18 protein-coding genes are annotated in these 22,452 nt (G+C 37.7%); 9 read left to right on the top strand and 9 right to left on the bottom strand.

All coding sequences use genetic code 11. The features are described from left to right. Nucleotides 1-793: 793 nt before the first annotated feature. The 4 genes from DSM106972_RS16075 to DSM106972_RS16060 all read left to right on the top strand — a co-directional run bounded on the left by DSM106972_RS16075 (nt 794) and on the right by DSM106972_RS16060 (nt 9,612). Nucleotides 794-3,151: a CHASE2 domain-containing protein gene (locus DSM106972_RS16075; RefSeq protein WP_127081654.1), complete on the top strand. Its 2,358-nt coding sequence runs from the start codon at nt 794-796 to the stop codon at nt 3,149-3,151. Nucleotides 3,152-3,229: 78 nt separating this feature from the next. Continuing rightward, nucleotides 3,230-4,021 carry a DUF928 domain-containing protein gene (locus tag DSM106972_RS16070; protein WP_127081653.1) on the top strand — a complete coding sequence of 264 codons (792 nt, stop codon included), beginning with the start codon at nt 3,230-3,232 and terminating at the stop codon, nt 4,019-4,021. A gap of 101 nt (nt 4,022-4,122) precedes the next feature. Further along, nucleotides 4,123-6,759: a two-partner secretion domain-containing protein gene (locus DSM106972_RS16065; RefSeq protein ID WP_127081652.1), complete on the top strand. Its 2,637-nt coding sequence runs from the start codon at nt 4,123-4,125 to the stop codon at nt 6,757-6,759. A 204-nt stretch (nt 6,760-6,963) separates the two neighbouring features. Further along, complete coding sequence (locus tag DSM106972_RS16060) at nt 6,964-9,612, top strand: CHAT domain-containing protein (protein WP_233787103.1); 2,649 nt, start codon at nt 6,964-6,966, stop codon at nt 9,610-9,612. Nucleotides 9,613-9,617: 5 nt separating this feature from the next. On the opposite strand, the gene DSM106972_RS16055 is transcribed toward DSM106972_RS16060, so the two are convergent. The 6 genes from DSM106972_RS16055 to DSM106972_RS16030 all read right to left on the bottom strand — a co-directional run bounded on the left by DSM106972_RS16055 (nt 9,618) and on the right by DSM106972_RS16030 (nt 16,358). Next, nucleotides 9,618-11,360 carry a ShlB/FhaC/HecB family hemolysin secretion/activation protein gene (locus DSM106972_RS16055; RefSeq protein ID WP_127081651.1) on the bottom strand — a complete coding sequence of 581 codons (1,743 nt, stop codon included), beginning with the start codon at nt 11,358-11,360 and terminating at the stop codon, nt 9,618-9,620. Between the two features lie 129 nt (nt 11,361-11,489). Then, on the bottom strand, nt 11,490-12,101 hold the full coding sequence (locus DSM106972_RS16050) for a hypothetical protein (protein WP_127081650.1): 612 nt from the start codon (nt 12,099-12,101) through the stop codon (nt 11,490-11,492). Nucleotides 12,102-12,307: 206 nt separating this feature from the next. Next, entirely contained in the window at nt 12,308-12,613 is a 306-nt protein-coding gene (locus DSM106972_RS16045; RefSeq protein ID WP_233787104.1) for a GNAT family N-acetyltransferase, read from the bottom strand. A gap of 284 nt (nt 12,614-12,897) precedes the next feature. Further along, on the bottom strand, nt 12,898-14,628 hold the full coding sequence (gene leuA, locus DSM106972_RS16040; RefSeq protein ID WP_127081649.1) for a 2-isopropylmalate synthase: 1,731 nt from the start codon (nt 14,626-14,628) through the stop codon (nt 12,898-12,900). Nucleotides 14,629-15,135: 507 nt separating this feature from the next. Continuing rightward, the gene (locus DSM106972_RS16035; protein ID WP_127081648.1) at nt 15,136-15,903 is read right to left on the bottom strand and encodes a class I SAM-dependent methyltransferase; all 768 of its coding nucleotides are present in this window, start codon (nt 15,901-15,903) and stop codon (nt 15,136-15,138) included. Between the two features lie 68 nt (nt 15,904-15,971). Next, nucleotides 15,972-16,358, bottom strand: coding sequence for a VOC family protein (locus tag DSM106972_RS16030; RefSeq protein WP_127081647.1), 387 nt, complete (start codon nt 16,356-16,358; stop codon nt 15,972-15,974). A gap of 101 nt (nt 16,359-16,459) precedes the next feature. Between DSM106972_RS16030 and DSM106972_RS16025 the strand changes: the two genes are divergently transcribed. The 4 genes from DSM106972_RS16025 (at nt 16,460) to DSM106972_RS16010 (ending at nt 18,528) form a co-directional block, all read left to right on the top strand. Then, a complete protein-coding gene (locus DSM106972_RS16025) occupies nt 16,460-16,669 on the top strand; it encodes a hypothetical protein (protein WP_127081646.1) in 210 nt (69 codons plus the stop codon). A 24-nt stretch (nt 16,670-16,693) separates the two neighbouring features. Then, nucleotides 16,694-17,170: a GNAT family N-acetyltransferase gene (locus DSM106972_RS16020; RefSeq protein WP_127081645.1), complete on the top strand. Its 477-nt coding sequence runs from the start codon at nt 16,694-16,696 to the stop codon at nt 17,168-17,170. 165 nt (nt 17,171-17,335) lie between these two features. Beyond that, entirely contained in the window at nt 17,336-17,542 is a 207-nt protein-coding gene (locus DSM106972_RS16015) for a hypothetical protein (protein ID WP_127081644.1), read from the top strand. Between the two features lie 143 nt (nt 17,543-17,685). After that, the gene (locus DSM106972_RS16010) at nt 17,686-18,528 is read left to right on the top strand and encodes an alpha/beta fold hydrolase (protein ID WP_127081643.1); all 843 of its coding nucleotides are present in this window, start codon (nt 17,686-17,688) and stop codon (nt 18,526-18,528) included. 42 nt (nt 18,529-18,570) lie between these two features. Here the strand turns inward: DSM106972_RS16010 and DSM106972_RS16005 are convergent, their stop codons facing one another. After that, a complete protein-coding gene (locus tag DSM106972_RS16005) occupies nt 18,571-19,236 on the bottom strand; it encodes a phosphoribosylanthranilate isomerase (RefSeq protein WP_127081642.1) in 666 nt (221 codons plus the stop codon). 174 nt (nt 19,237-19,410) lie between these two features. On the opposite strand from DSM106972_RS16005, the gene DSM106972_RS16000 reads away from it, so the two are divergent. Continuing rightward, nucleotides 19,411-20,208: a DNA alkylation repair protein gene (locus tag DSM106972_RS16000; RefSeq protein ID WP_127081641.1), complete on the top strand. Its 798-nt coding sequence runs from the start codon at nt 19,411-19,413 to the stop codon at nt 20,206-20,208. A gap of 115 nt (nt 20,209-20,323) precedes the next feature. Here DSM106972_RS16000 and queC read toward each other — a convergent pair whose 3' ends face one another. Together queC and DSM106972_RS15990 are read right to left on the bottom strand one after the other, a co-directional pair. Continuing rightward, a complete protein-coding gene (gene queC, locus DSM106972_RS15995; protein ID WP_127081640.1) occupies nt 20,324-20,968 on the bottom strand; it encodes a 7-cyano-7-deazaguanine synthase QueC in 645 nt (214 codons plus the stop codon). Nucleotides 20,969-21,168: 200 nt separating this feature from the next. Then, nucleotides 21,169-22,263: an alkene reductase gene (locus DSM106972_RS15990; protein WP_127081639.1), complete on the bottom strand. Its 1,095-nt coding sequence runs from the start codon at nt 22,261-22,263 to the stop codon at nt 21,169-21,171. Nucleotides 22,264-22,452 lie beyond the last annotated feature (189 nt).

Genomic DNA, 22,452 nt, shown 5'->3' with positions numbered 1-22,452 from the left:
CACATATTCAGGTGTTGCTGTTTCAACAGTTGCTAAAATTGACTCATTGATTTGGAAGTGACCTTTTTGTTTCTTCAATGCCATATATTAACCACCTCTTTATATAGCAACATTTATTTGCATATTTCAAATCATATCCTTTTTTGATAAAAAAATCAGAATCTAATATTTAAATCTCTGATTTAATCAGCCAACTATTCATAAGTTTTCTTAATTGTTAATCGAGACGCATTTGTTTTAATATTTCATCAGATCAAATTACAATTTGAAGTTTTATTCCTTTGAACTACAACTATTCATTCTATAGAACCATCGAAAATATTGTAGCCACGTGCTTGCATAAAAGGCACAATTATTTCAACTTCACTTCGAGCAATGTATTAAGTGTAACCTTGTAATACAATGCGTCCGTTTTACCCAAATTTTGTCCAATATGTACAAAAAAATCTCCATCTAGTATTACGTCTCGGACTTGATATCTAATCAGCAAAATCATAATTTTGGTTCTAGCTTACTCGCTTGCACCATAATAACGTATCCTGCCCGATGTGTACCTATATGACTCCCAGATTCAAAGTAAATGCAGTATACATGTACTTCACCACTTCCATCTCCTAGATGCACGCTCTTGGCAGATACGCTCTCAAACATCTTGATTGTGGTTGTGCGAGGTTGGGTAAAAACTCTATAATTTTCATAGTAATAATCTCGTAAATAAAATATTAAAATTTTTATAGAAAATGTTACATAGTAAGTGAGTTAAACTGCGTGTTGGTAGCGGAGGGAAATAAATGTGGGTAAATTGGTTGTTTTAAAGTTTGGAAAGGGTAGCTTTAAAGAGGGTTTCCCTGTTACTTTTCAAATTGGAGAGGAAAATACTCCACCTTCAACGGAAATTATGGGTGAACTTCCTGGCAATGAAGTTCTACCACAAAGTTATCAGCGTTGGCAAGGCATATACCGTAATCTGGATTGGGTGGGAAGACCTGTTAGTATTTCCACCGGAAGAACCAAACGTTCAGCAGATGAAGAATGTTTGACAGCAGCAAAAATCGTCAATCAGCAACTTAACGATTGGCTAAAATCACCTTCTTTTCTACCTATCCGCGAAAAATGGTTAGAAAAGTTACTGCCAAATGATGATTTGCAGGTATTGATTCAAACTCAAGATAACCAATTGCAAAAATTACCCTGGCATTTATGGGATATGCTGGAGCGTTATTCCAAGGTAGAAGTAGCATTAAGTCCTGTTAATTATGACCGGATAATTCGAGAAGTAAAACCTACAAGTGCTGTCAAAATTCTTGCCATTTTGGGCAATAGTACTGGAATTGATATTGAAGCAGATCGAAAATTATTAACGGAATTACCAAATGCCAATATCAATTTTATGGTGGAACCACCTCGCAGTGAGTTGACGGAGCAACTGTGGGAAGAAAACTGGCAAATACTTTTTTTTGCAGGACATAGTTCTAGTCAAGCTAACGGTGAAACGGGGCAAATATATATTAACCAAAATGACAGTTTAACAATTAGTCAGTTAAAATATGCTCTCAAAAAAGCTGTAGATAATGGTTTACAATTAGCAATTTTTAATTCCTGCGATGGTTTAGGATTAGCAAAAGAGCTTATTGATTTGCAAATACCTTATTTGATTGTGATGCGGGAAATTGTCCCAGATAAAGTTGCTCAAGAGTTCTTAAAGTATTTTTTGAAAGCATTTGTGATTGGCAAACCCCTTTACAAAGCTTTACGAGAAGCAAGAGAACGTTTGCAAGGATTAGAAGCTAAATTTCCATGTGCAAGTTGGTTACCAACAATATATCAACATCAAGCAGAAGTGCCTTTAACTTGGCAAAATATGATTGCAACAGTTCCAAATGCAGTGGGTAATAATCATGTATTTACAAAGCGGGGATTGATAAATTTAGTTATATCTAGTTTATTAGTAACTAGCTTGGTGAGTGGAATGCGTTGGTTCGGATTATTGCAAGCACTAGAATTGCCAGCATTCGACCAGATGATGAAATTGCGACCCAGCGAAGGAATTGACGAGCGACTATTAATTGTAACAATAGATGATAGTGATGTTGAAGCCCAACGAAAAAAAGGAGAAGAACTGAAAGGAGTTTCAATTTCTGATAAATCATTGGAACGCTTATTAGGAATTTTACAGAAATACAAGCCGAGTGTAATTGGTCTAGATATTTACCGCGATTTTAATACCAATCCCCAACATCAAAACCTGATTGCAAATTTAAAAAATAACGATAATTTGGTAGGTATTTGTAAAGTTAGCAGTACAAAAGTTGACCCTTATGGTGTGCGTCCTCCTCAAGAAATTCCTGTAGAGCGTTTAGGATTTAGTGACTTTGTAGACGACACCGATAACGTGTTGCGGCGCCAGTTATTGTCGATGAATCCAGAGGCAAATTCTCATTGTCAGGCATCTTATGCTTTGAGTTTACAACTAGCTTCTCGCTATCTATTGCAAGTTCATAATATTCAAACTAATTTGACTGCTGATGGTAAAAACTGGCAGATTGGTAATGTCGTTTTTCAAAGGTTGCAATCGCATGGTGGCGGTTATCAAAGTGTTGATGCCAACAGCGAACAAATCATGTTGAACTACCGCGCGGGTAATGATGTTGCCCAAAAATTAACATTAAGACAACTGTTTGCAGCTGCTGAGGATAATCCTACTGCTTTCAAAAAAATTATTGAAAATAAAATTGTATTAATTGGTATCACTAAAAGTGGCGCCGAAGATAGGTGGCAAACTCCCTATGGAAGACTTTTACAAAACCAAATGTCAGGGGTTGAGGTACAAGCCCATATGGTTAGTCAAATACTGAGTAGTGTATTAGACAAACGTCCACTAATAGGAGTATTATCATCGTGGAGTGATACAGCTTGGATTTTGGGCTGGTCTATCGTAGGAGGGTTAGCAGGTGTATATTGCTACCATCCGGTATTAAGCAAGCACCTGCTTCCTAAAATATCTTTAGCTTTGTTGCTGAGTTGCGGAATTCTCTATGGAGTTTGTTTTTATATGTTAATTCAAGGCACTTGGATGGCATTTGTACCATCAGCGATAGCTTTAGTGGGAACAACAAGTATAAGTATTGTCGTCATTCTTAAAGGTAAATAATAAGTTTTTATTTTTGAGGGAACTGTCAAGAGATTAAGAAACTGCAACAGTAATAATTCATTTGTGAGGACTAAATCGATGAATTTTGTTTGGCTGCCAGTAAAGGCTAGTTTAATATTGATTCTTAGTTCTATAATCTTCATTCCCTATAACGGGTTTTTACACATAGAACCTGCTTACTCAAATAAACAAAACCAAAAAATTAAATTTACCTTACCAGCACCACCACCAGGAAGGGCAGTTGGTGGACGTTCTCGTGGTGGTGGACGCAGAGGCCCTTGCCCAGATGTCGAAACTAACTTAACTGCTTTAGTGCCTTTTACACAAAAAACTGTAAAATTGGGGCAAACGGAACACGTAAAGGAAAATGTTTGGGGATTAACCAATAGCTTGCGTCCTCAATTCCCTTTTTACGTTCCCTTCACCAACAAGTATTCTTTTCCAACAGAATTTCTTCTCCAAGATGAAGAGTCTAAGAAAATAATTTATCAATCAGCAGTTAAATTGCCAAGTAAACCAGGTATTATCTCCGTTTCTCTTCCTGAAACAGTCAAACCCTTGGAAGCAAATAAAAATTATCGCTGGTTCTTTAATATCTACTGCGAACCCCAAAAACCAATTCCTTCACTCCGGGTAGAAGGTGTAGTGCGACGAGTTACATTAAGTGGATTAAACCAAAAAATTAATGCCGCTGAACCTCGTAAACAAGTTGAATTATATGCCACAGAGGGTATTTGGTTTGATACTCTTAATACATTGGCAAGATTACGACAACAGGAACCAGAAAATAAAGAGCTGGTTGAGACTTGGGTGAGTTTGCTCGAAAGTATTGGCTTGAGCGATATTGCCAAGCAATCGCTGGTTGAATAGTGAAGTTTTGTAAAATTATTGCATAATCTTAGTCTCAACTACGTATATGTACCAAGAAACCCCGTTTTTAATGCTCAAGCAATTTTTTAAATATCAGTTCCATGAAATTAATATTTCATTTACTTAGTTTCTCCATTGTCACATCTATATTATTACCAAAAGCACAAGCACAGATTACAACGGCGCCTGGTGATGCGAATACTGTTGTAAATCAGAGTGGAAATACTTTTACTATTACAGGTGGCACTCAAGTTGATAAGAATGTATTTCACAGTCTGCAAAAGTTTGGATTGAATGAAAATCAAATTGCAGACTTTGTAACGAATCCCGGTACTAAAAATATTTTAGGAAGAGTTACTGGTGGAGATGCTTCGGTAATTAATGGGTTAATTAAAGTTACGGGTAGCAATGCTAACTTGTATTTAATGAATCCAGCCGGGATTATATTTGGTTCTGGCGCCAGGTTAGATGTTCCTGGGTCTTTTACTGCGACAACCGCGAACGGAATTGGGTTTGGGAATAAGTGGTTTAATGCTTTTGGTGTAAATAATTACGCTGACTTGATTGGAGAACCCAGTTCATTTGCATTTACCATGAGTCAACCGGGAGCTATCGCCATTGATGGGTTTGGTAATTTAGCTATAAAAGCGGGACAAAATTTAACTCTTCTTGGTGGTACAATTGTTAATACAAGGGGACTCAGCGCTCCCGGAGGGCAGGTAACGGTTGCGACTGTAGCTGGGGAAAGTATAGTTAAAATTACACAGCTAGGAAATATTTTGAGTCTCGAAACTCAACCAATCTCAACAGCACCTAGTTTACCGAATAATTGGTCGTTACCTATTTTATCTCTCCCCGCATTATTAACGGGTGGAGGAGTTACGAATGCAACGGGTTTAACAATCAGTGGAGATACAGTAAAACTGACAGGTTCAGGTTTAAAAATAGAAAACGGTGATTTAGTAGTAGATAGTGTTGATGCTGGAAATGCCACACTATCATCGAGTCGTAATTTAATTTCTGTTGGTCAATCGGGACAGGGGTTAACAACATCTGGAAACTTGAGCTTATTAGCTAAAGATACTATAAATTTCTTTGATGGTGCGGGGTTTGACGAATTCTTTATTTTGCAAACGGGAGGAAACTTAAAATTTCAAGGAAATCAAAATATTAATATTCAGTTAGCTAATGAAAAATCTATCTTTCAGGCAGGCGGTAATCTTGATTTAGTTAGCGATGGTACAATTAGCGGTAATGCTCGTTTTATTACAGGTAAAAATTTTTCGGTGCAGAATTTATCTGGTGGAGCAGGTAATTTTAGTTCTAGTTTTCTCAGCCCAGTTGGAACTAATTCTCAAGGTATAATTAGTTCTAATGGTGATGTAAGTTTTGGTAATTATAAGGGTTCTTCTCTAAAAGTAGAAGCTAAAGGCAGTATCGTAGGTGGTGATATTGAAATTACACAACCAAATGCTTCTTTAGTAGGAACAGACCCAGATATTGCCACATTAAAAAATAGCTCATCGTTGATCTTGCGAGCAGGGTTGAGTGAATTACGCAATCCAGCAACTATTTCTCCAACTTCTATTGATACAACAACTTTTTCTAGTACGAATACTTCTACATCAGTCGGAAATATTACAGTCGGAAATATTACTATTGAACCAGCGAGCAGTGAGATTTTGGGTCCCGTGATTCTCTCCGCCAAAAATGATATTAATGTCAATGGAAATCTTTCTTTAGGAAATTTTATATTGGATGGTTCTTTCAACGGTATAAATAGTCCGCTGATTTTGAATGCTTCAAAAGGTGGTATCTTAGTTAGAGGTGATATAAATGCTGGTAATACTACACTTTCTGGCGCCAAAAATATTGATATAGGAAATTTAAGAGTAATATCATCGGATGGATTTGGTGGGATAAATGATTTTGCATTTCTATCTTCAGAAACTGGAAAAATTACAGTTAATACTATTCGCGTTCCTTTTGGCAGTATAAGTATTAATGCTGCCGATACATTTCAAGCAAAAGATACTTTCTTAAGTTCATTTACTTTTACTGGACCTAGCGAACTTCCAGTTAGTATTCAAGCCCAAGGAAATATAAATATTCAACATGGTGGAGTAAAATTCACTGAAGGGATTGGTGTTGAAAAAGATGCGAATGGAAATACTATATACCGAGTCAAAGCTGATGGAAGAAGAGTTTTCTTTAAAGGTAAAGACGATATTGGTCAAATTATTTTTGTTGACGAAAACGGAAACCCTGTCCCAGATAGACCTGTAACTGTCAACAGTGTTGCTTTTGATGCCAACAATATTTCACCAGATGAAAGTTTTACAGCTGGGTTGATTATTAAAAAGGGAGGAGTTGATGCTAGTCTATACGGCGCTTTTGGTGATACATTTTTAGAGGGAAGTTCCGATATTAATGTAGTAGCTGTTCCCAAACCTAAAACCGATGTCTCTTCTGGCAATGGAACATCAAATAACCAAAATTCTCCCGATGGACAAATTGTTCAACGTCAATTAAATCAAGATGAAAAAAATGATGTTTGTTCTCCACAAAATTCAACCATAGCTGTCAACCGTGGAGAAAATACTCGTGGGGGAAATGCAACGAATAACTCCCAACCACGAACAAATGGCCCATGTAAGACAACAAATGATAAAAATAATATCCTGAAAGTAGTGCCAGATAATCGATTGAATTCTAATTTCGATAAACCACAATCTTGATTTGAGTAAAAGAAGCAATGATTATTTACAGTAAAGTGGCAACTTACATCTTGCAACATTCTCAATAAGCTTAAAGAAACCGGGCTTCTGTACGAAAAATCAACGTTTTATAGCAAAGTCTTTGTCAAGAAGCCCGGTTTCTAGGACTGGTGCAAGATGTGAGGTAACACTACTTTTATATAGCAACCCTAAATTATTTCTAAAATGTTTCTTCTTTTCTTTTCTTACCTTTGCGTCCTTTGCGTCCTTTGTGGTTCGTTACATCAACATAATGTTTTTTACAAATCAATTAGGGATGCTATAATCACGAACTTCAGTAGTGTTGTTATTTTTGAACATTCCCAAATACCTTTTCTAGTAAACAGAGGAGAGTCTCAATCGCATCGCACCAAAGCGGAAAAATTATTTGAAGAAGCTTTAAAAAAGTATCAAGCAAATCAATTACTAGAAGCTATAGAATTATGGAAAAACACTTTAAAAATATATCTTCAGTTAGATGACAAGCAAGCAACTGCAACCACTTTAAAAAACTTAATCGCCGTAAACCAGCAGATACAAAATTATCCCCAAACAATTACTTATTTACAACAATACCTGACTTTAACGCGAGAACTAAAAGATAAATCAGCAGAAACAGCAGTTCTAATAAATCTTGCAAAAATCTACGCTAAACAAACTAAATTTACTAAAGCTGTTGAATATAACCAACAAGCTTTAATTTTGGTGCGTGAAACTGGTAATAAAATAGATGAAGGAGCTATTCTGGCTAATTTAGCCATTGCTTACAAAACATTGGGTAATTATATTCAAGCTATTGAAGCAAATAAACAATCGTTAGAGATTCTTCGGGTGCTAGGAAATCGTAAGAATGAGGGAATAGTTTTTAAAAACTTAGGAAATGTGTATGAAGCTTTAGGGGACTATGATAGTGCAATCGCATCTTATGAAAAAAGTTTGCAAATTGCCCGTGAGGTTAATAATAAAGGAGAAGAGGGTAAAACTCTTAGTAATCTAGGTCAAATTTATGCTAATCAAGGTCAGTACGAAAAAGCGATTGTGACTTTTCAAACGAGTCTCAAAATCAGCTCTTCTATAAATGATATTGCGGGTCAAACAAGTACGTTGATTAATTTGGGTTCTACATACCATTTTTTGGGAAAGTTAGACAAAGCAATTAACAATTATCAACAAAGTCTTCAACTCGCGCGAGAGATAAAGAACAAGCAACGGGAATTGGAAGCTTTAGGAAGTTTGGGATTAGCACACGAAGATTTAAAAGACTATCCCCAAGCTATTGAGTATTTGAAAAATAGTTTAGCTATTGCCAGGGAAATTGGTGACCCGGAAGCTCAAGCGATGGGGTTAAATAATTTAGGACATGTTTTATTTACTGCGGGAAAACTTGAGGAAGCAGAAAAGACGCTTCGTGATGCTGTCGGACTTTTGGATGGAATGAGACCGGGACTTAGCGATACTTATAAGGTATCAATTTTTGATACTCAAGTTCATTCTTACAATTTATTGCAACAAATTTTAGTAGCTGCAAATAAACCAGAAGCAGCTCTAGAAGCCACGGAACGAGGACGCGCGCGCGCTTTTGTGGAATTACTTGCTGGTAGATTCTCGGAAGATAAAAACTCAATCAATACTAGTTTCCCTTCTGTAAAGCAAATTCAAAAAATTGCTCGTCAGCAAAATGCAACCTTAGTTGAATATTTAATTGTACCTGATGATGACTTTAAGTTTTTGGGTAAGCAACGCGGTAGGGGTTCAGAATTATTCATTTGGGTAGTAAAACCAACGGGTAAAATTACATTTCGTAAAGTTGATTTAAAGCCCTTATGGAAGCATAATTTAACCCTTGATGATTTAGTTAATGCCAGTCGCTGTTTGGTTCAAGGTATTGTATGTGAGCAGCAGAGGCAAAATATTTTGAAGTTAGGAGAAGAAAAGAATTCAAGTTATATTGGACTCCGTAAACTGCATCAATTTCTGATTGAACCAATTGTAGATTTATTACCAAAAGATGAAAATGAGCGTGTAATTTTTATACCTCAAGAATCATTATTTTTAACTCCCTTCGCTGCACTGCAAAACGCTGAAGGTAAATATTTAATTGAAAAACATACGATTCTTACGGCTCCAGCGATTCAAGTATTAGATTTAACTCGTAAGCAAAAAAATCGTTTAGCAAAGCAAAATCTAACTGATTTAAAACCTTTAATAGTGGGTAATCCAACTATGCCCACAGTATCTGTAAATGGTGAACAACCTCAACAACTAGCAGTACTACCAGAATCAGAAGCAGAAGCAATAGAAATAGCAAAAATGTTCCAGCAAGAAGCAATTGTTGGTTCTAAAGCAACTAAAGCTGCTGTAAAAAAGCAATTATCTCAAGCAAATCTCATACATTTAGCAACCCACGGACTTTTAGAATACCGCAGTTCTAATACTAGCTCCTCATTGCAGGGCTTAGGAATACCGGGAGCGATAGCTTTAGCACCCTCAGACCAAGATGATGGTTTACTGACTGCAGCAGAAATTTTTGATTTGCGTTTGGTCGCTTCGTTAGTGGTTTTGAGTGCTTGCGATACGGGTGTAGGAAGGATTACCGGAGATGGAGTAATTGGACTTTCGCGCGCTTTTATCTCCGCAGGAACACCCAGTGTATTAGTCTCTTTATGGACTGTTCCTGATGAGAAAACAAGACTATTAATGATTGCTTTTTATCAGGAATTACAGCAAAACCCTGATAAAGCCATAGCATTAAGAAAAGCTATGCTGCAACTGATGGAGTTTGGTTTTGAGCCATTAGATTGGGCTGGGTTTACCTTAGTAGGTGAGGCAAATTAATAACACTAAGGATTATAACCAACGCTGAAAAAGAAACCTTCATCTTGAGCGTTTGTACCTTTATCGTCAAGTTTGATAAAGGGGACAGCATAATCGAGTCGGATAAAAGTATTTGGTGTGGGTTGTAAGATTAATCCCAAACCAGCAGCGCTGAGAAAAGTTTGATTGTTGAGTTTATTCGGATTATCAGGATGGTTCCAAACTGCACCCATCTCAATAAAAGGCGCCAATTGTAAAGATGAAGTTCCATCTGTACCATCAAAAATGGTAATTCGGTCTTCTACAGAAACACGAAAACCATTGTCCCCAGAACGAGCATTTTGTCGATAACCCCGTAGAGATTGTCCCCCACCTAGATAAAATTGTTGGTTGCTAAGTAAACTATCTGTCGTGAGTTGTAACTCAGCTTGAGCTATTAATAAATTATTTTTACTTAACCTTTGTACCCTCTGTACTTGCCCTAACCAACTAAAGAAACGTCCATCTGGCTTTGACCCAGAATTAATCGTCGCATCGAAAATACCTAAACCAAGATTAAATTGCGATTGCAAAGCCCATGCTCCTTGCAAGTCTCGTTTAATATAATCTTGTCCAAATTTGATTATTCTGGTACGACTGTTACCTTGGCTATCAGGCCCCTCACCAAAGGGTGTAGGTGTACCTCCTAAAAAAGTTTGACCATTTTGCAAGGTAAATGCTAAAGATAAAGCAAATTCTTCGCTGGGGGTGCGGGTTAATGGTTGCCGAAGACTAACTTCATATAGTTGGCTATCAGAGGTAATATTAAAATCAGCGAATTCAGAAGCAGTAATTTTACTATCACTCGGTGCATACCTTAATCTGATAGTTCCATTTTTCGGGTTAATCGGAACTTGGTAATTCAAGTCAAAGACATTGTAACCACCTGTGGTAGAACGATAGTATGAAGCACTAAATTGGTCGCCAATTCCTGTGACGTTACGATAATTAAAACCTCCACCGAACCTTTCCGAACCAACACTCGGAGATGAATAGTTATCAACACTAAAGAAAGGATTAAAATTAGGCGCCTCCTCTACCTTAACTGTAAGAATACTTTCACCTAAATTAGTACCCGGTCGTAAAGTCGCGTCAATATTACTTAACATTGGGTCAACTCTTAGCAACCTGAGTTGGTTTTCAATTTGAAGTTGGTTGAGTGGTATTTTTGTACCTAACTGAATGCGCTCGCGTATGTAAGATGAGTTTAAACGTCGATTACCTTCTATCTCAATTTTTTCTAAAGAACCCTCAATAACCCGAATTTGAACTACACCATCTTTGATTTCCTGGTCTACTAACACAGCCCTCGATGTAATATAGCCCTTCTGTAAATATAACTTGGTAATTGCATCAGCAACACCTCTAAGTTCTTTTAAACTTACAGAACGATTTTCACTCTTGTTGACGATGCTTTCAATAATATCTGGGTTAAATACAGTATTACCTGTTACCTCTATCTGACGTACAGGGATACTAATATTTGTTTCTGTTTCCTCTGGCGCCGGTTCCACCTGTGGAGGCAATATAGTTGGCGCCTCATTCTCCAGAAGAGGTGTAGGACTGGGAACAGGTTGGGGGAAACGGTCGATATTCGGATTGGGTTTATCTTGCAGTGTTTGAACTGGAACTGTTTGAGCAATTGTAAGAGAAGGAAATAAGAATAAAAAAATTAAAAATAAGCTCGAAGTTTCAATCCTATCTGGACTAAACAGTGATTTATTATACATAATACTACTGAGTTTGAAATTAGCAGTATCAAATCGATTAGTTTGATAATGCTTGTTTATACATTTCCGGTGAATATTGAAATTGCCAGGGATTTGCAATTCCTGGCAGTATTATTGGTTGATGGTACGTTATTTACGCAAGTAGGTAAAGCTAGGGTCAGGTCTACCAACGAAGCAGGAACGGGTAAACTTATATTTTTTAATAATCTCTAAAGATTGTTTTGCTTCTGCTTCATTGGTGTTGAAGTCAAACATCCAGTGACTACCATCTACAATTTTCCAACGGTTGTTGATTTTGCTTAAGGTTGTTGTTGCAGGGTTAAATGCCACACAATCTTCTCCTCTGATGGCGCCAACTGGGGCATTATCATTTTTAAGTAGATATTTAAATGATGGTTGTGGACGCCCAACGAAGCAAGATTTATTCATTCCGTATTGCTTGATAACTTGGAATGCGCGTGTCGCTTCGTCTTTTTTGGCGCCAAAGTCAAACATCCAGTGATTCCCATTCTCAACTATTTTCCAGCTACCGTTGACTTGCTTGACAGCAGTACTATTCGGGTTGAAGGCAATACAGTCTTCTGGGTTAGCTGCAATTTTTTTAATACCGACAACAGTATTGCTGTTAAGTTGCTGCAATGTTTGAGAGCTATTAATAGAGGCGGAAACAGTACCAAAATTCGATAATACCAATCCTGCGATTAATAAACTTGAAACTTGATAAAAATGCTTAATTTTCATTTTGATTAATCCTTTTGCAAAAGTAAATTTACAAGTCAAGCTACAAGAAACCAGGTTTCTTTGAGCAGTGTTATATCAACTCAAGCATGACTACTGAGCTATAAGTTTGTAATTCAGCTTTTATGCAATAATCTTTGTCGATTTATATAAAGAAAATATAAATTTGTGGCGCCGTTATCTTTTGCTGTCGGTATGCGGGGTGTGCATCAGGTGAAGAGTTGTCTAGCAATTCCTTGCCCAGAAAATTCTCTTCGGACGAACAGCAACGACAAATGATTGCCTCTTTTAAATGCAATATAACCAACAACTATCCCGTTCCACGTAGCAACTAGCGTTCTCTGGTCACTCAAAATTCTGTCTCTTAATTCTTCTGGGTTACAAATTAGTACCCATTCGACAACACTTTCTGGTGTTCCATCTGTGAGTTCCCACAGGTCAGCAGAAGCCCACATGCAACCACTAATTTGGTACTCGTCTCCAAGCTCTGGTGGTCTATAGATAATTGTGTTCATAAAATTTCCCTGAAATTACGCTTGCTGCTGTACTAGACCTAGTAATTGTAAAACTTACTATTAATAACAAGTGAGCGAAAAGAAATATTCCAAGATTTCTTGTGGGATGGGCTGTCTCTTGCCCCGTCCTGATATTTGAGCGGGCAAGGATGCCCACCCCACAATTGCAGGTTAATTTAATTTTTGGAAGCCCCTTAGCGCAGAGAAAAGAGTAAAGAGAGATGTTTTTATAACTCTTCATTCTCTTCTTGCTCTGTGTACTCTGTGTCTCTGTGGTTCGTAACTTAAACCCTCACTACAGACGCATAATCTTTCAACTTCATCAACTGCTCAATTCTTACCTCAGCATCAACAGATTTTAACGCGCGGTTTACACCACTAATGATAGCCAGTATTGAAGCAGTGACAATATTCGAGTTTATTCCTACACCATATAAACTCCCACTTATAAAATCACCACTAAAATCACTACTCATTTCCACATATGCTACAGCATCAGCATTACTACCCAAATTACGTGAATGCTCTTCATAATGGAGAATCTCCACTCCAATACCCAACGCATTGACAAAAGCATCAATGGGACCATTACCTTTACCGCAAATCTCAATAACTTCCCCATCAACCTGCAACTTCGCTGACAGCATTTGTGTTCCATCATCAGCAGTATAAACTTGATGTGACACATATCTTAATACTGCCTCACCATGCAAATACTCTTGTTCAAACAACTGCCATAAATCCTGAGAAGATAATTCCTTTCCACTACTATCCATGACTTGCTGCACAACTCGACTAAATTCAATTTGCAACCGTCGAGGTAACGTTATACCAAAATCACGTTCGAGTAAAAATGTAATTCCACCCTTTCCTGATTGACTATTGACTCGGACTACCGACTCATATGTACAACCAACATCAGCAGGGTCAAGCGGTAAATAAGGTACTTCCCAAATTGTATCAGGCGCCTGCACCGCAAACCCTTTTCTAATAGCATCTTGATGCGACCCTGAAAACGCTGTAAATACCAAATCACCAACATAAGGATGACGTGGATGTATTGGCAGTTGAGTACATTCAGCAGCAATACGCGCGACTTCGTTAATATTAGAAAAATCTAAACCTGGATGTATACCCTGAGTATAAAGATTCAATGCCAAGGTTACTAAATCTACATTACCAGTACGTTCACCATTACCAAATAAACACCCTTCTACCCTTTCAGCGCCTGCCATTTGTGCCATTTCAGCAGCAGCAATACCACAACCTCTGTCGTTATGAGTATGAACACACAATATTACACTATTGCGGCGCCTTAAGTTACGGTGCATCCACTCCACTTGGTCGGCAAATATATTTGGTGTTGATACTTCTACCGTTGCAGGTAAATTAATAATTGCTTTATGCTGCGGAGTTGGTTGCCAGACATCCAGAACAGCATCGCATATATTAACAGCAAAATCGAGTTCGGTAGCTGTAAACGTCTCTGGTGAATATTGAAACTGCCAGTTAGTTTCTGGTTGCTTTGCTGCAAGCTCGTTAAATAATTTTGCTGCCGAAGTTGCCAAATTAATAGTTCCTGCACGGTCTAAATTAAAAACAGTGCGTCGAAATACTGGTGATGTCGCATTATATAGATGTACGATTGCATTTTTGGCGCCACGTAATGATTCAAAAGTGCGACGTATCAATTCCTCACGTGCAGGAGTTAATACCTGAATTGTCACATCATCGGGAATTAACTGCTGTTCAATCAAATGGCGAATAAAATCAAACTCAGTCTGTGAAGCAGAAGGAAAACCAACTTCGATTTCTTTAAAACCTATACGTATCAACAGATTGAACAAACGCAACTTGCGCGTAATATCCATTGGTTCAATCAAAGCTTGGTTGCCATCGCGTAAGTCGGTACTCAACCAAATGGGACTCTGGGTAATTGTTCGATTAACCCACGCACGGTCAGGTAAATTAACAGGAGCAAACGGACGATATTTAGAAGCTGGATTAGTTAACATCGTGAATTCCTTCGTGAATAATATCGATAAATTCTGTAATGACAAGGTATTGTGGCGAGTAGTATAAAATTAGGGCTGTCAGATTGCCACCAAGACCAAACCTGGCAACCCGTAATTAGTCGCAGCAAAACCTTGAGCGATAGATTTAATTGCATAAATAACTCCAACGTCAAAAGCGTTAGTTAAAAGGGTAAATATTTAGATGTGCAAAAACTTAAGTAAACACTTAACCAAGGCATAGTAGTAGCTCTAGCCCTGATAGAAGGCTAAAAGTTACTTGTAGAGATAGCTGCTTGGTAAACATAACAATCAAAGTGAATTTACTACTTATTCCTAGTATTACCCTATATAAGTAAACATGTCAACCCTAATTTGCAACTCTCAGTCACAAACATTCTTGTGGAGTGGGCATCCTTGCCCGCCATGAGTTTTGGACTCGCTTAAGACACCCATCCCACTCTTATGGCTAATTTAATTTTTGGCCCCCAATTTTAATATAGATAACTTTCAATCGCATATGGCGGCAGAAAAACACATAGTATCTGTATGCGAACTAGGCTGCAAATCATCTATATAGTTGGCACACAAAGTGATATCTTTATAACCATTTTGCTCTAAACATAATATAAATTCATCTCTTCCAAACCAATGAAGCGGTAAACGTTGAAGTTCCGTAGCTATTAGTTTACCTTCTTTCCATTTCTCGTAACGAATAAGAGTCAGATTTAGTTGGGAGAGAAATGAAATTTTACAAGAAGTTTGCATTAAAATTATTGAGCCATCAGCACACTCTATCGGCAAAGATTGCTTGATAATATTTTCAGTCTTAAAATCTTCTACAGGAAGTTCTAAATCAATAAATATACGCCCCTGTGGTTCAAGGTGTCTTGCAAAAGCTTGCAGTGCAGCGATAGCAGCAGACCGTTTTTCTAACAACATGAACGAGCCAAAGCTGACTACTATGGCATTATATTTACCAGGCAAATCTAAATCCTCTACACCAGTTTGATAAAGAACAGGAGATAAACCTCTAGCTTCACAATGCGAGCGGCAAGAAGCAAGCATATCAGGTGAAACATCAACACCTTCAACTTGTAAACCAGCTTCTAACAGTGGTATAAGTAGGCGCCCTGTACCTACCATCACCTCAAGGATTTTTCCACCAATCTTAGAAAGGTGTTTAATGTAGTAACTTATGTCAGGATAGTCTCCACCAATTGGTTTGGTAATATTGTAAACTTCGGTACACAGAGTTCCATATGTTGTTAGACTCATTATAAAGCCTCTATTCACTTGTATTTACTTTAGAATATTGTTGTTTTGGCACCAACTCTCAATTGTCTTTACATTGGACTAGCGATTTCAATTAAAATTCCATCTATATCTCGGACGTAAGCAACGGTTTGTCCCCAAGGTTTAACTTTGGGTTCTACTACTGATATCGCACCCGCATTAACTGCATTTGTAAATGCTACGGGTACATTTTCATCAACAAAACCAATTTCAATTCCAGCAGGTAATTTAGATAAGCTGTTTTCTTGGAATCCTTGTGGGATATTAGAATTTGCTAGTTCATTTGAGGTAAATGCAAGCTTTGTGTCACCCGTTTCCATTTCTGCGTATTGCTGACTTTCATGGATAAACCTTTGTTTTAAGCCAAACGCTTTTTCATAAAACGCGACTGAAGAAGGTACATCTTTGACATAGAGAATTGTATACGAGAGTTTCATTGCTTTTGCTCTCCAACAGGAAACTAACAGACCAATATAGTACTACTGTTTGCTCTTCGTCAAGTAAAAGGCGCCTCGCATCAAACAGCAAGATTTTGATAATGTCGCAAGTTTCAGAGAGATTATCCAGACTTGCTGTCTTTAACTTATATAACGTAAGTCAACTAAAAATCACTAATAGTAGTTTATGTCAAAAGTTTACAGATATTAAATTTATTCATGCAAATGGTTTAGATTTAGGAGATAATAGACAAAAGCAAGGAATCAACGAAGCACAAGCTGAAATTGAACAATTGATTGCAACTTGGTAGTAATAGAAATGGACAAGCACATTCATGGTAAAAGTTCATTTGCGTAAAATAACGCGCGATAATCTCAAAGAATGTCTTAACCTCCAAGTCGATAATTCGCAGAAAAGTTTAGTTGCGACAAATGCACAATCTCTTGCAGAAGCGTATGTCGATACTAACCTCTTCCCTTTTGCCGTTTATGATGCTAGCGTATGTGGTTATGAACAACCACAGGCGCCAATGCTTGGGTTTATCATGTATGAAATTGATGTAGGTGGTGTTGGATTTATAATGCGTCTGATGATTGATTATAAATATCAACGCCAGGGTTATGGACGAGCAACTATGATAGAGATAATTCGGCGCCTAAAGTTACATCCCGATGTTGAGATAATTGCAACAAGTTATCGTAAGGAAAATGAAGTCGCTGCTTCCTTGTACCAAAGTTTGGGATTTACCCCGTGGGATATAGAATGGGCACAATCACATCCGACAGAAATTTATGTAAAGCTTGAAAGTTGAATTTTGCTAAATAACTTTTAATGAACAAGCTTTAAGAGGATGTTTGAAAAGTCAGATAAGGTATAAATTGTCATTCTGAGTGGAGTCTTACGGAACGTAAACGTAGTTTTCCCGCAGGGTAGAATCTAGGGTTTTGGACACATACTGAGATGCTTCTACCTGGGCATGACATTCACGGGCACTTTTCAAACAACCTCTAAGCAAGATGTAATGATTAACCTGCTGATTTCAATTGCGACAATTGCCTTAGTAGATAGCATAAATCTAAATGCAATGGCAGTACAAATTTATTTATTGGGTACACCAAAGCCAGTTGCTCGCGCTATTACGTTTATCGCTGGAGATTTTACAGCATCATCAATCAGTAACTAAATGGTTTCCAAAAATAATGAAATTTATTTTAGTGTCCCTTGGCTTGTTACTTATTGCTGACTGTGTTGCTCATATATTTAGTAAATCTATTTTTTAGATTAGTTTTATTATAAAGACTGTATATATAAATTTTTGTTTGTAGAATGAGTCTTACCGAACAACCTTTAAATCAATACATCAAAGTCGATAGCGTTAACACTCGATATTGGCAACTTGGTAATTCTGGAAGCATAGTTATTTTGCTTCATGGCGGTGGTGGTTATATTGAATTATGGAAACATAATATTTTTGAGTTAGCCAAGCATCATCGTGTTTATGCTTTTGATATGGTTGGCGCCGGACTAACTGATAAACCAGGCGCCAAATACACCTTCGGCTTCATGGCTAATTTTACACGCCAATTTATGCAAGCTCTAGATATCCAGAAAGCAAGTTTGGTTGGCGCCTCTGCTGGGGGAGGTGTAGCGCTTAGTGTTTCAGTAAAGTTTCCAGAGTTGGTAGATAAGCTTGTAATTGTTGGTAGTGCCGGGTTAGGAAAAGAGGTAAGTTTACTATTGCGGCTTCCAACTATTCCAATTTTAGGTAAGCTATTTAGTAAGCCTAGTAAATCTGGTTTAACAATGTTATGTAAACAAGCTGTTTACAACCCAAAGTTAGTTACCCCGCAACTAGTAGAGGAATTTTACCAAATGGCAACGCTTCCCGGAGCAACACAAGCTATGCTTAATGTTGGTAGCTCTAATTTTAATATTTGGGGACAATTTTATCAGCCAATCGTTGAAAAGTTAAACACAATTACCTCTCCTACATTAATTATATGGGGTAAGCAAGACCCAATGGTTCCTGTTAGTCATGCTTTGAATGCTGCTAAAAATATACCTAACGCGCGTTTAGAAATTATAGATGAGTGTGGACATTGGAGTCCAATAGAGCATCCAGAAAAATTTAATCAGCTAGTTTTAGAGTTTTTATCAAATTATATGTAATTATGCTATTTCTACCTCTCTGTGTCTCTGTGGTAAAAATAATTACCTAAAACTATTTACTTGCTGAAAAAACGCTTCTAATTTACGTTCATCGAGCTTATTATCAGTACGCACACCGCTACAAATATCTAGTCCATGTGGTCTAACTTGTTCAACGGCGCCACTTACGTTTTCTGGGTTCAAACCACCAGCTAGAAAAACGGGTTTATTTACTAGCTCAACTATACGACGACTAATTGACCAGTCGTGCGCGCGTCCTGTTCCACCAAGTAACTTAACAGGTAGGTTTTGGTTGCCAGAGTCAAGTAAAATAGCATCCACATCCGGCGCCACTTTCAAAGCTTCTGTAATACACTCATCATTATTTACATGAATCACTTGTACTAAATTAATACCTGGCAATGCTTCACGTAGGTCTTTATAATTCCCGTGTGTTAAACGGTCTACTATTTGTAATGTGTTGGCACCAACATATCGCTGCTGTTCAATGATATCTAAGGCATTTTGCTTACTAGTCAACAGGAATGAGGCAATATTTGCTGGTATAGTCGCAGCGATCTTAAATGCCAGTTCATCAGAAATAACACCTGGTCCAGAAGGCATTTCTGAGACAAGACCAATTGCCGAGGCGCCGTATTGTATAGCTAATGTAGCTTCCTCAACACTGCTTATACAGCAAATTTTTACTTTTGGTTTGATAAATTCCATAGTTCCTTTTCGTAACGGACAACTCAAGTGTCGAAATTTGTTTACTACTCAGGATTTCAACGGTATTGATTATAACATAAATTTGACAAACGGTTGAAATATTAAAGGAACTAAGGCTATGAACGAGCAACTATGATAGAGATAATTATTAAGCAGATTAAGTCAGCAGTAAAAATGAACAAAAATAAACAACAATCACCAAGTACTAAAAAAACTAATCGCCCGAATGAGGTTCCTGTAGAAATTCTAGAACAATTAAATTCTGGCATACGTGAAAGTGCAAATTTAGCGGAGATGCTTGCTATCGATTTCGCTACTTTAATAAGCTACGTTATACCTGAAATTTCTAATGATGCGAACAAATATTTTAAGTCATCTGATGGTATAACTAAAAGGATGTTGATTGCCGGAGAACTTCTTTCAAAAAACTTAGGAGCAACAAACTTGGATAGTATTGCCAAGCATCCTGCTGATACAGTTAGAAGTTGGGCTGCATACGCGATTGCCTCTATTCCTGATATTACTCTGTCTGAACGACTTAATTTAATTCAACCACTTGCTGATGATAATCATTTCAATGTACGCGAATGGGCATGGTTAGCTTTACGTCCCCATATTACAGTTAACATTCAAAATGCGATTGAACTAATGGCGCCTTGGGTTGAAGAAAGCTCACCGAATATAAGAAGGTTTGCAATCGAAAGTACCAGACCGCGTGGTGTTTGGTGCCCTCATATTCAAGAACTCAAAAAAAATCCACAAATTGGACTTCCACTTTTAGAACCAGTGAAGGCAGATACTTCGCGTTATGTTCAAGACTCTGTTGGCAACTGGTTGAATGATGCTGCCAAACAACAGCCAGACTGGGTTCTCTCAATTTGTAAGCGCTGGCAGGTAGAAAGTAATACAAAACAAACTACACGTATTTGTTCGCGCGCGTTGCGGAATCTCAAAAAATATAAGGCTACTTAGGTATTTAAACTTAATCCGTTATTATTAAATATAACAGTAAGTCGGTAGGGTTTCTGCTCACGAATCACCAGTTTACTTATATTAACACCTGACATGACAGCTTCAATATAATAATTTAAGTATAAACGGTTTCATCAAAACCTTCTAAAGCCTCTTTTCTTTCAACACAAGTTCCGCATTTACCGCAGTGATGCTCTTTACCCTTGTAACAACTCCAAGTATATTTAAATGGAACATCAAGGTCTTTCCCAATTAAAGCAATATCTCGTTTGGTTATTGAAACATAAGGAGAAACAATTTCTATTTTCTCGTATGTACCTGCTTTTGCTGCTTCTTTAAACGGTTCTATAAAGGCAGATGTACAATCAGGGTAAATTGCGTGGTCTCCAAAATGATTTGCCAAGTAAATCTGTTTCAATCCTTTACTTTCAGCTAACCCTACAGCAATAGAAAGCATTATTCCATTGCGGAATGGTACTACTGTTTGCTTCATTATAGGTTCTTGATAATGTCCATCAGGTATTTCTGAACCTGTTTTAAGCAAATGCGATGAAAAGTGCTTACCAATTATGTCACTTAAATCTAATTTAACATGCTCAATACCTAACTTTTTTGTATTCAAGGCAGCATAATAAAATTCCCGGTCATTATGCTTGCTTCCATAATTAAAACTCACAGCAAGAGCTATTTCCTCTCTTTTATGATAGAGAAGTACAGTAGAGTCCATGCCACCTGAGTACAAAATAAGGCTATTCTTCATTTTTTTGTTTTCGCGATTGGAAGGTTGAAGCCATATTCGATTCTAAGATATCATTATAATAATACATTGTAGCATAAGCTATATACTAATATTGCTTAATGAAAATTAATTGCAGGTTGGAGAAGTAGCGTCACGGTTTTAGAAAATATTGCCCCATCAAAATTAGTGACACTTACTCCATGACGGGGATGTGGCGAGAGTTATCTTGCTAGAAGAGGATAATCTGTATACCCTTGCTCTAAATCTTGATTGCCTTTACCATAAATAGTTGCAAAATTTACCTCGTTCAAAGGTGCATTAAGGAGAAACCGATGGGGTAAATCGGGGTTTGCAATAAAGGGTCTGCCAAAGGAAACTAAATCAGCTTCGTTGCTCAAAAGAACTTGATTGTCTTTGCTTTTATCGTAATTTCCGTTTGTGATAATTAAGCCAGAATAGAAGGGACGAAAGGTTTTTAGCACCGATTTGATAACATTTTCCGTTTTGATGTCGTCTTCATTTGGCTCCATTAAATGGATATAAGCCAGATTGAATTGATTGAGTTGTTGGATTACATAGCTGAACGTTGCGACAGGATTGGAATCACGTATTCCGTAAAACGTATTGCTAGGAGATAGCTTAATTCCAACTTGCCCTCCACCCCATACTTGACAAACGGCTTCCACAACTTCTAAAAGAAAGCGAGCGCGATTTTCAATCGAACCTCCATAGCGGTCAGTTCGTTGATTGGAGCCATCTTGTAGGAATTGGTCGATTAAATAACCAAATGCTCCATGTAGCTCCACACCGTCAAATCCTGCTTGCATCGCGTTTTTTGCAGCTTGACGAAATTGCTCAATAATATCAGCTATTTCCTCAGTTTCTAGCGCGCGCGGAGTTTCCATTGTGACTTTTCCGACTGGGGTATGTAGCGTTCCCACAGGTGCTATCGCGCTGGGTGCTACAGGCAACTCCCCATTGAGTAGCGCAGGATGAGAAATCCGACCGGAATGCCAAAGTTGTAAAAAAATCTTGCCACGAGCTTCATGGGCAGCATCAGTCACCTGTTGCCAGCCTGCAATTTGCTCAGGCGAATAAATACCCGGACAGTTGATGTATCCATTGCTCATGGGCGCCACCATTGTGCATTCCGTGATTATTAGTCCAGAAGATGCTCGTTGACGGTAATACTCTGCCATTATTGCATTCGGTATTGAACCCACTGCTCGCAACCGCGTCATGGGAGCCATCACGATCCGATTTGCCAGACGGTGTTCACCAAGCTGAACCGATGAAAAAAGATTGCGTTCGCTCATAAAAAACCTCCATAGCTTTAAAAATGTAGCTTTGCTAGCGTTAGTTAATACTGCCACGCGCTTTGCATTAATTTAATTATCAAATCATTATTTTAGATTGACAAGTACGAACAAAAAACTGCTATACATACAAAAATGTATGTATGGGAGAGATTGAATGAGTGGAGAGTCGAAGGTAAATGTATCTTT

The sequence above is a fragment of the Dulcicalothrix desertica PCC 7102 genome (assembly GCF_003991905.1).
Classification (GTDB): Bacteria; Cyanobacteriota; Cyanobacteriia; order Cyanobacteriales; family Nostocaceae; genus Dulcicalothrix; species Dulcicalothrix desertica.
This window is presented reverse-complemented; position numbering and strand designations above follow the sequence as displayed.

What these genes read in the sequence shown, in the direction of transcription:
- DSM106972_RS16055 (WP_127081651.1), bottom strand. Translation starts at nt 11,360, where the DNA reads ATGTATAATAAATCACTGTTTAGTCCAGATAGGATTGAAACTTCGAGC.
- DSM106972_RS16070 (WP_127081653.1), top strand. Translation starts at nt 3,230, where the DNA reads ATGAATTTTGTTTGGCTGCCAGTAAAGGCTAGTTTAATATTGATTCTT.
- DSM106972_RS16045 (WP_233787104.1), bottom strand. Translation starts at nt 12,613, where the DNA reads ATGAACACAATTATCTATAGACCACCAGAGCTTGGAGACGAGTACCAA.
- DSM106972_RS16020 (WP_127081645.1), top strand. Translation starts at nt 16,694, where the DNA reads ATGGTAAAAGTTCATTTGCGTAAAATAACGCGCGATAATCTCAAAGAA.
- leuA (WP_127081649.1), bottom strand. Translation starts at nt 14,628, where the DNA reads ATGTTAACTAATCCAGCTTCTAAATATCGTCCGTTTGCTCCTGTTAAT.
- DSM106972_RS16005 (WP_127081642.1), bottom strand. Translation starts at nt 19,236, where the DNA reads ATGGAATTTATCAAACCAAAAGTAAAAATTTGCTGTATAAGCAGTGTT.
- DSM106972_RS15990 (WP_127081639.1), bottom strand. Translation starts at nt 22,263, where the DNA reads ATGAGCGAACGCAATCTTTTTTCATCGGTTCAGCTTGGTGAACACCGT.
- DSM106972_RS16025 (WP_127081646.1), top strand. Translation starts at nt 16,460, where the DNA reads ATGTCGCAAGTTTCAGAGAGATTATCCAGACTTGCTGTCTTTAACTTA.
- DSM106972_RS16050 (WP_127081650.1), bottom strand. Translation starts at nt 12,101, where the DNA reads ATGAAAATTAAGCATTTTTATCAAGTTTCAAGTTTATTAATCGCAGGA.
- DSM106972_RS16060 (WP_233787103.1), top strand. Translation starts at nt 6,964, where the DNA reads ATGTTTCTTCTTTTCTTTTCTTACCTTTGCGTCCTTTGCGTCCTTTGT.
- DSM106972_RS16010 (WP_127081643.1), top strand. Translation starts at nt 17,686, where the DNA reads ATGAGTCTTACCGAACAACCTTTAAATCAATACATCAAAGTCGATAGC.
- queC (WP_127081640.1), bottom strand. Translation starts at nt 20,968, where the DNA reads ATGAAGAATAGCCTTATTTTGTACTCAGGTGGCATGGACTCTACTGTA.
- DSM106972_RS16065 (WP_127081652.1), top strand. Translation starts at nt 4,123, where the DNA reads ATGAAATTAATATTTCATTTACTTAGTTTCTCCATTGTCACATCTATA.
- DSM106972_RS16015 (WP_127081644.1), top strand. Translation starts at nt 17,336, where the DNA reads ATGACATTCACGGGCACTTTTCAAACAACCTCTAAGCAAGATGTAATG.
- DSM106972_RS16030 (WP_127081647.1), bottom strand. Translation starts at nt 16,358, where the DNA reads ATGAAACTCTCGTATACAATTCTCTATGTCAAAGATGTACCTTCTTCA.
- DSM106972_RS16035 (WP_127081648.1), bottom strand. Translation starts at nt 15,903, where the DNA reads ATGAGTCTAACAACATATGGAACTCTGTGTACCGAAGTTTACAATATT.
- DSM106972_RS16000 (WP_127081641.1), top strand. Translation starts at nt 19,411, where the DNA reads ATGAACAAAAATAAACAACAATCACCAAGTACTAAAAAAACTAATCGC.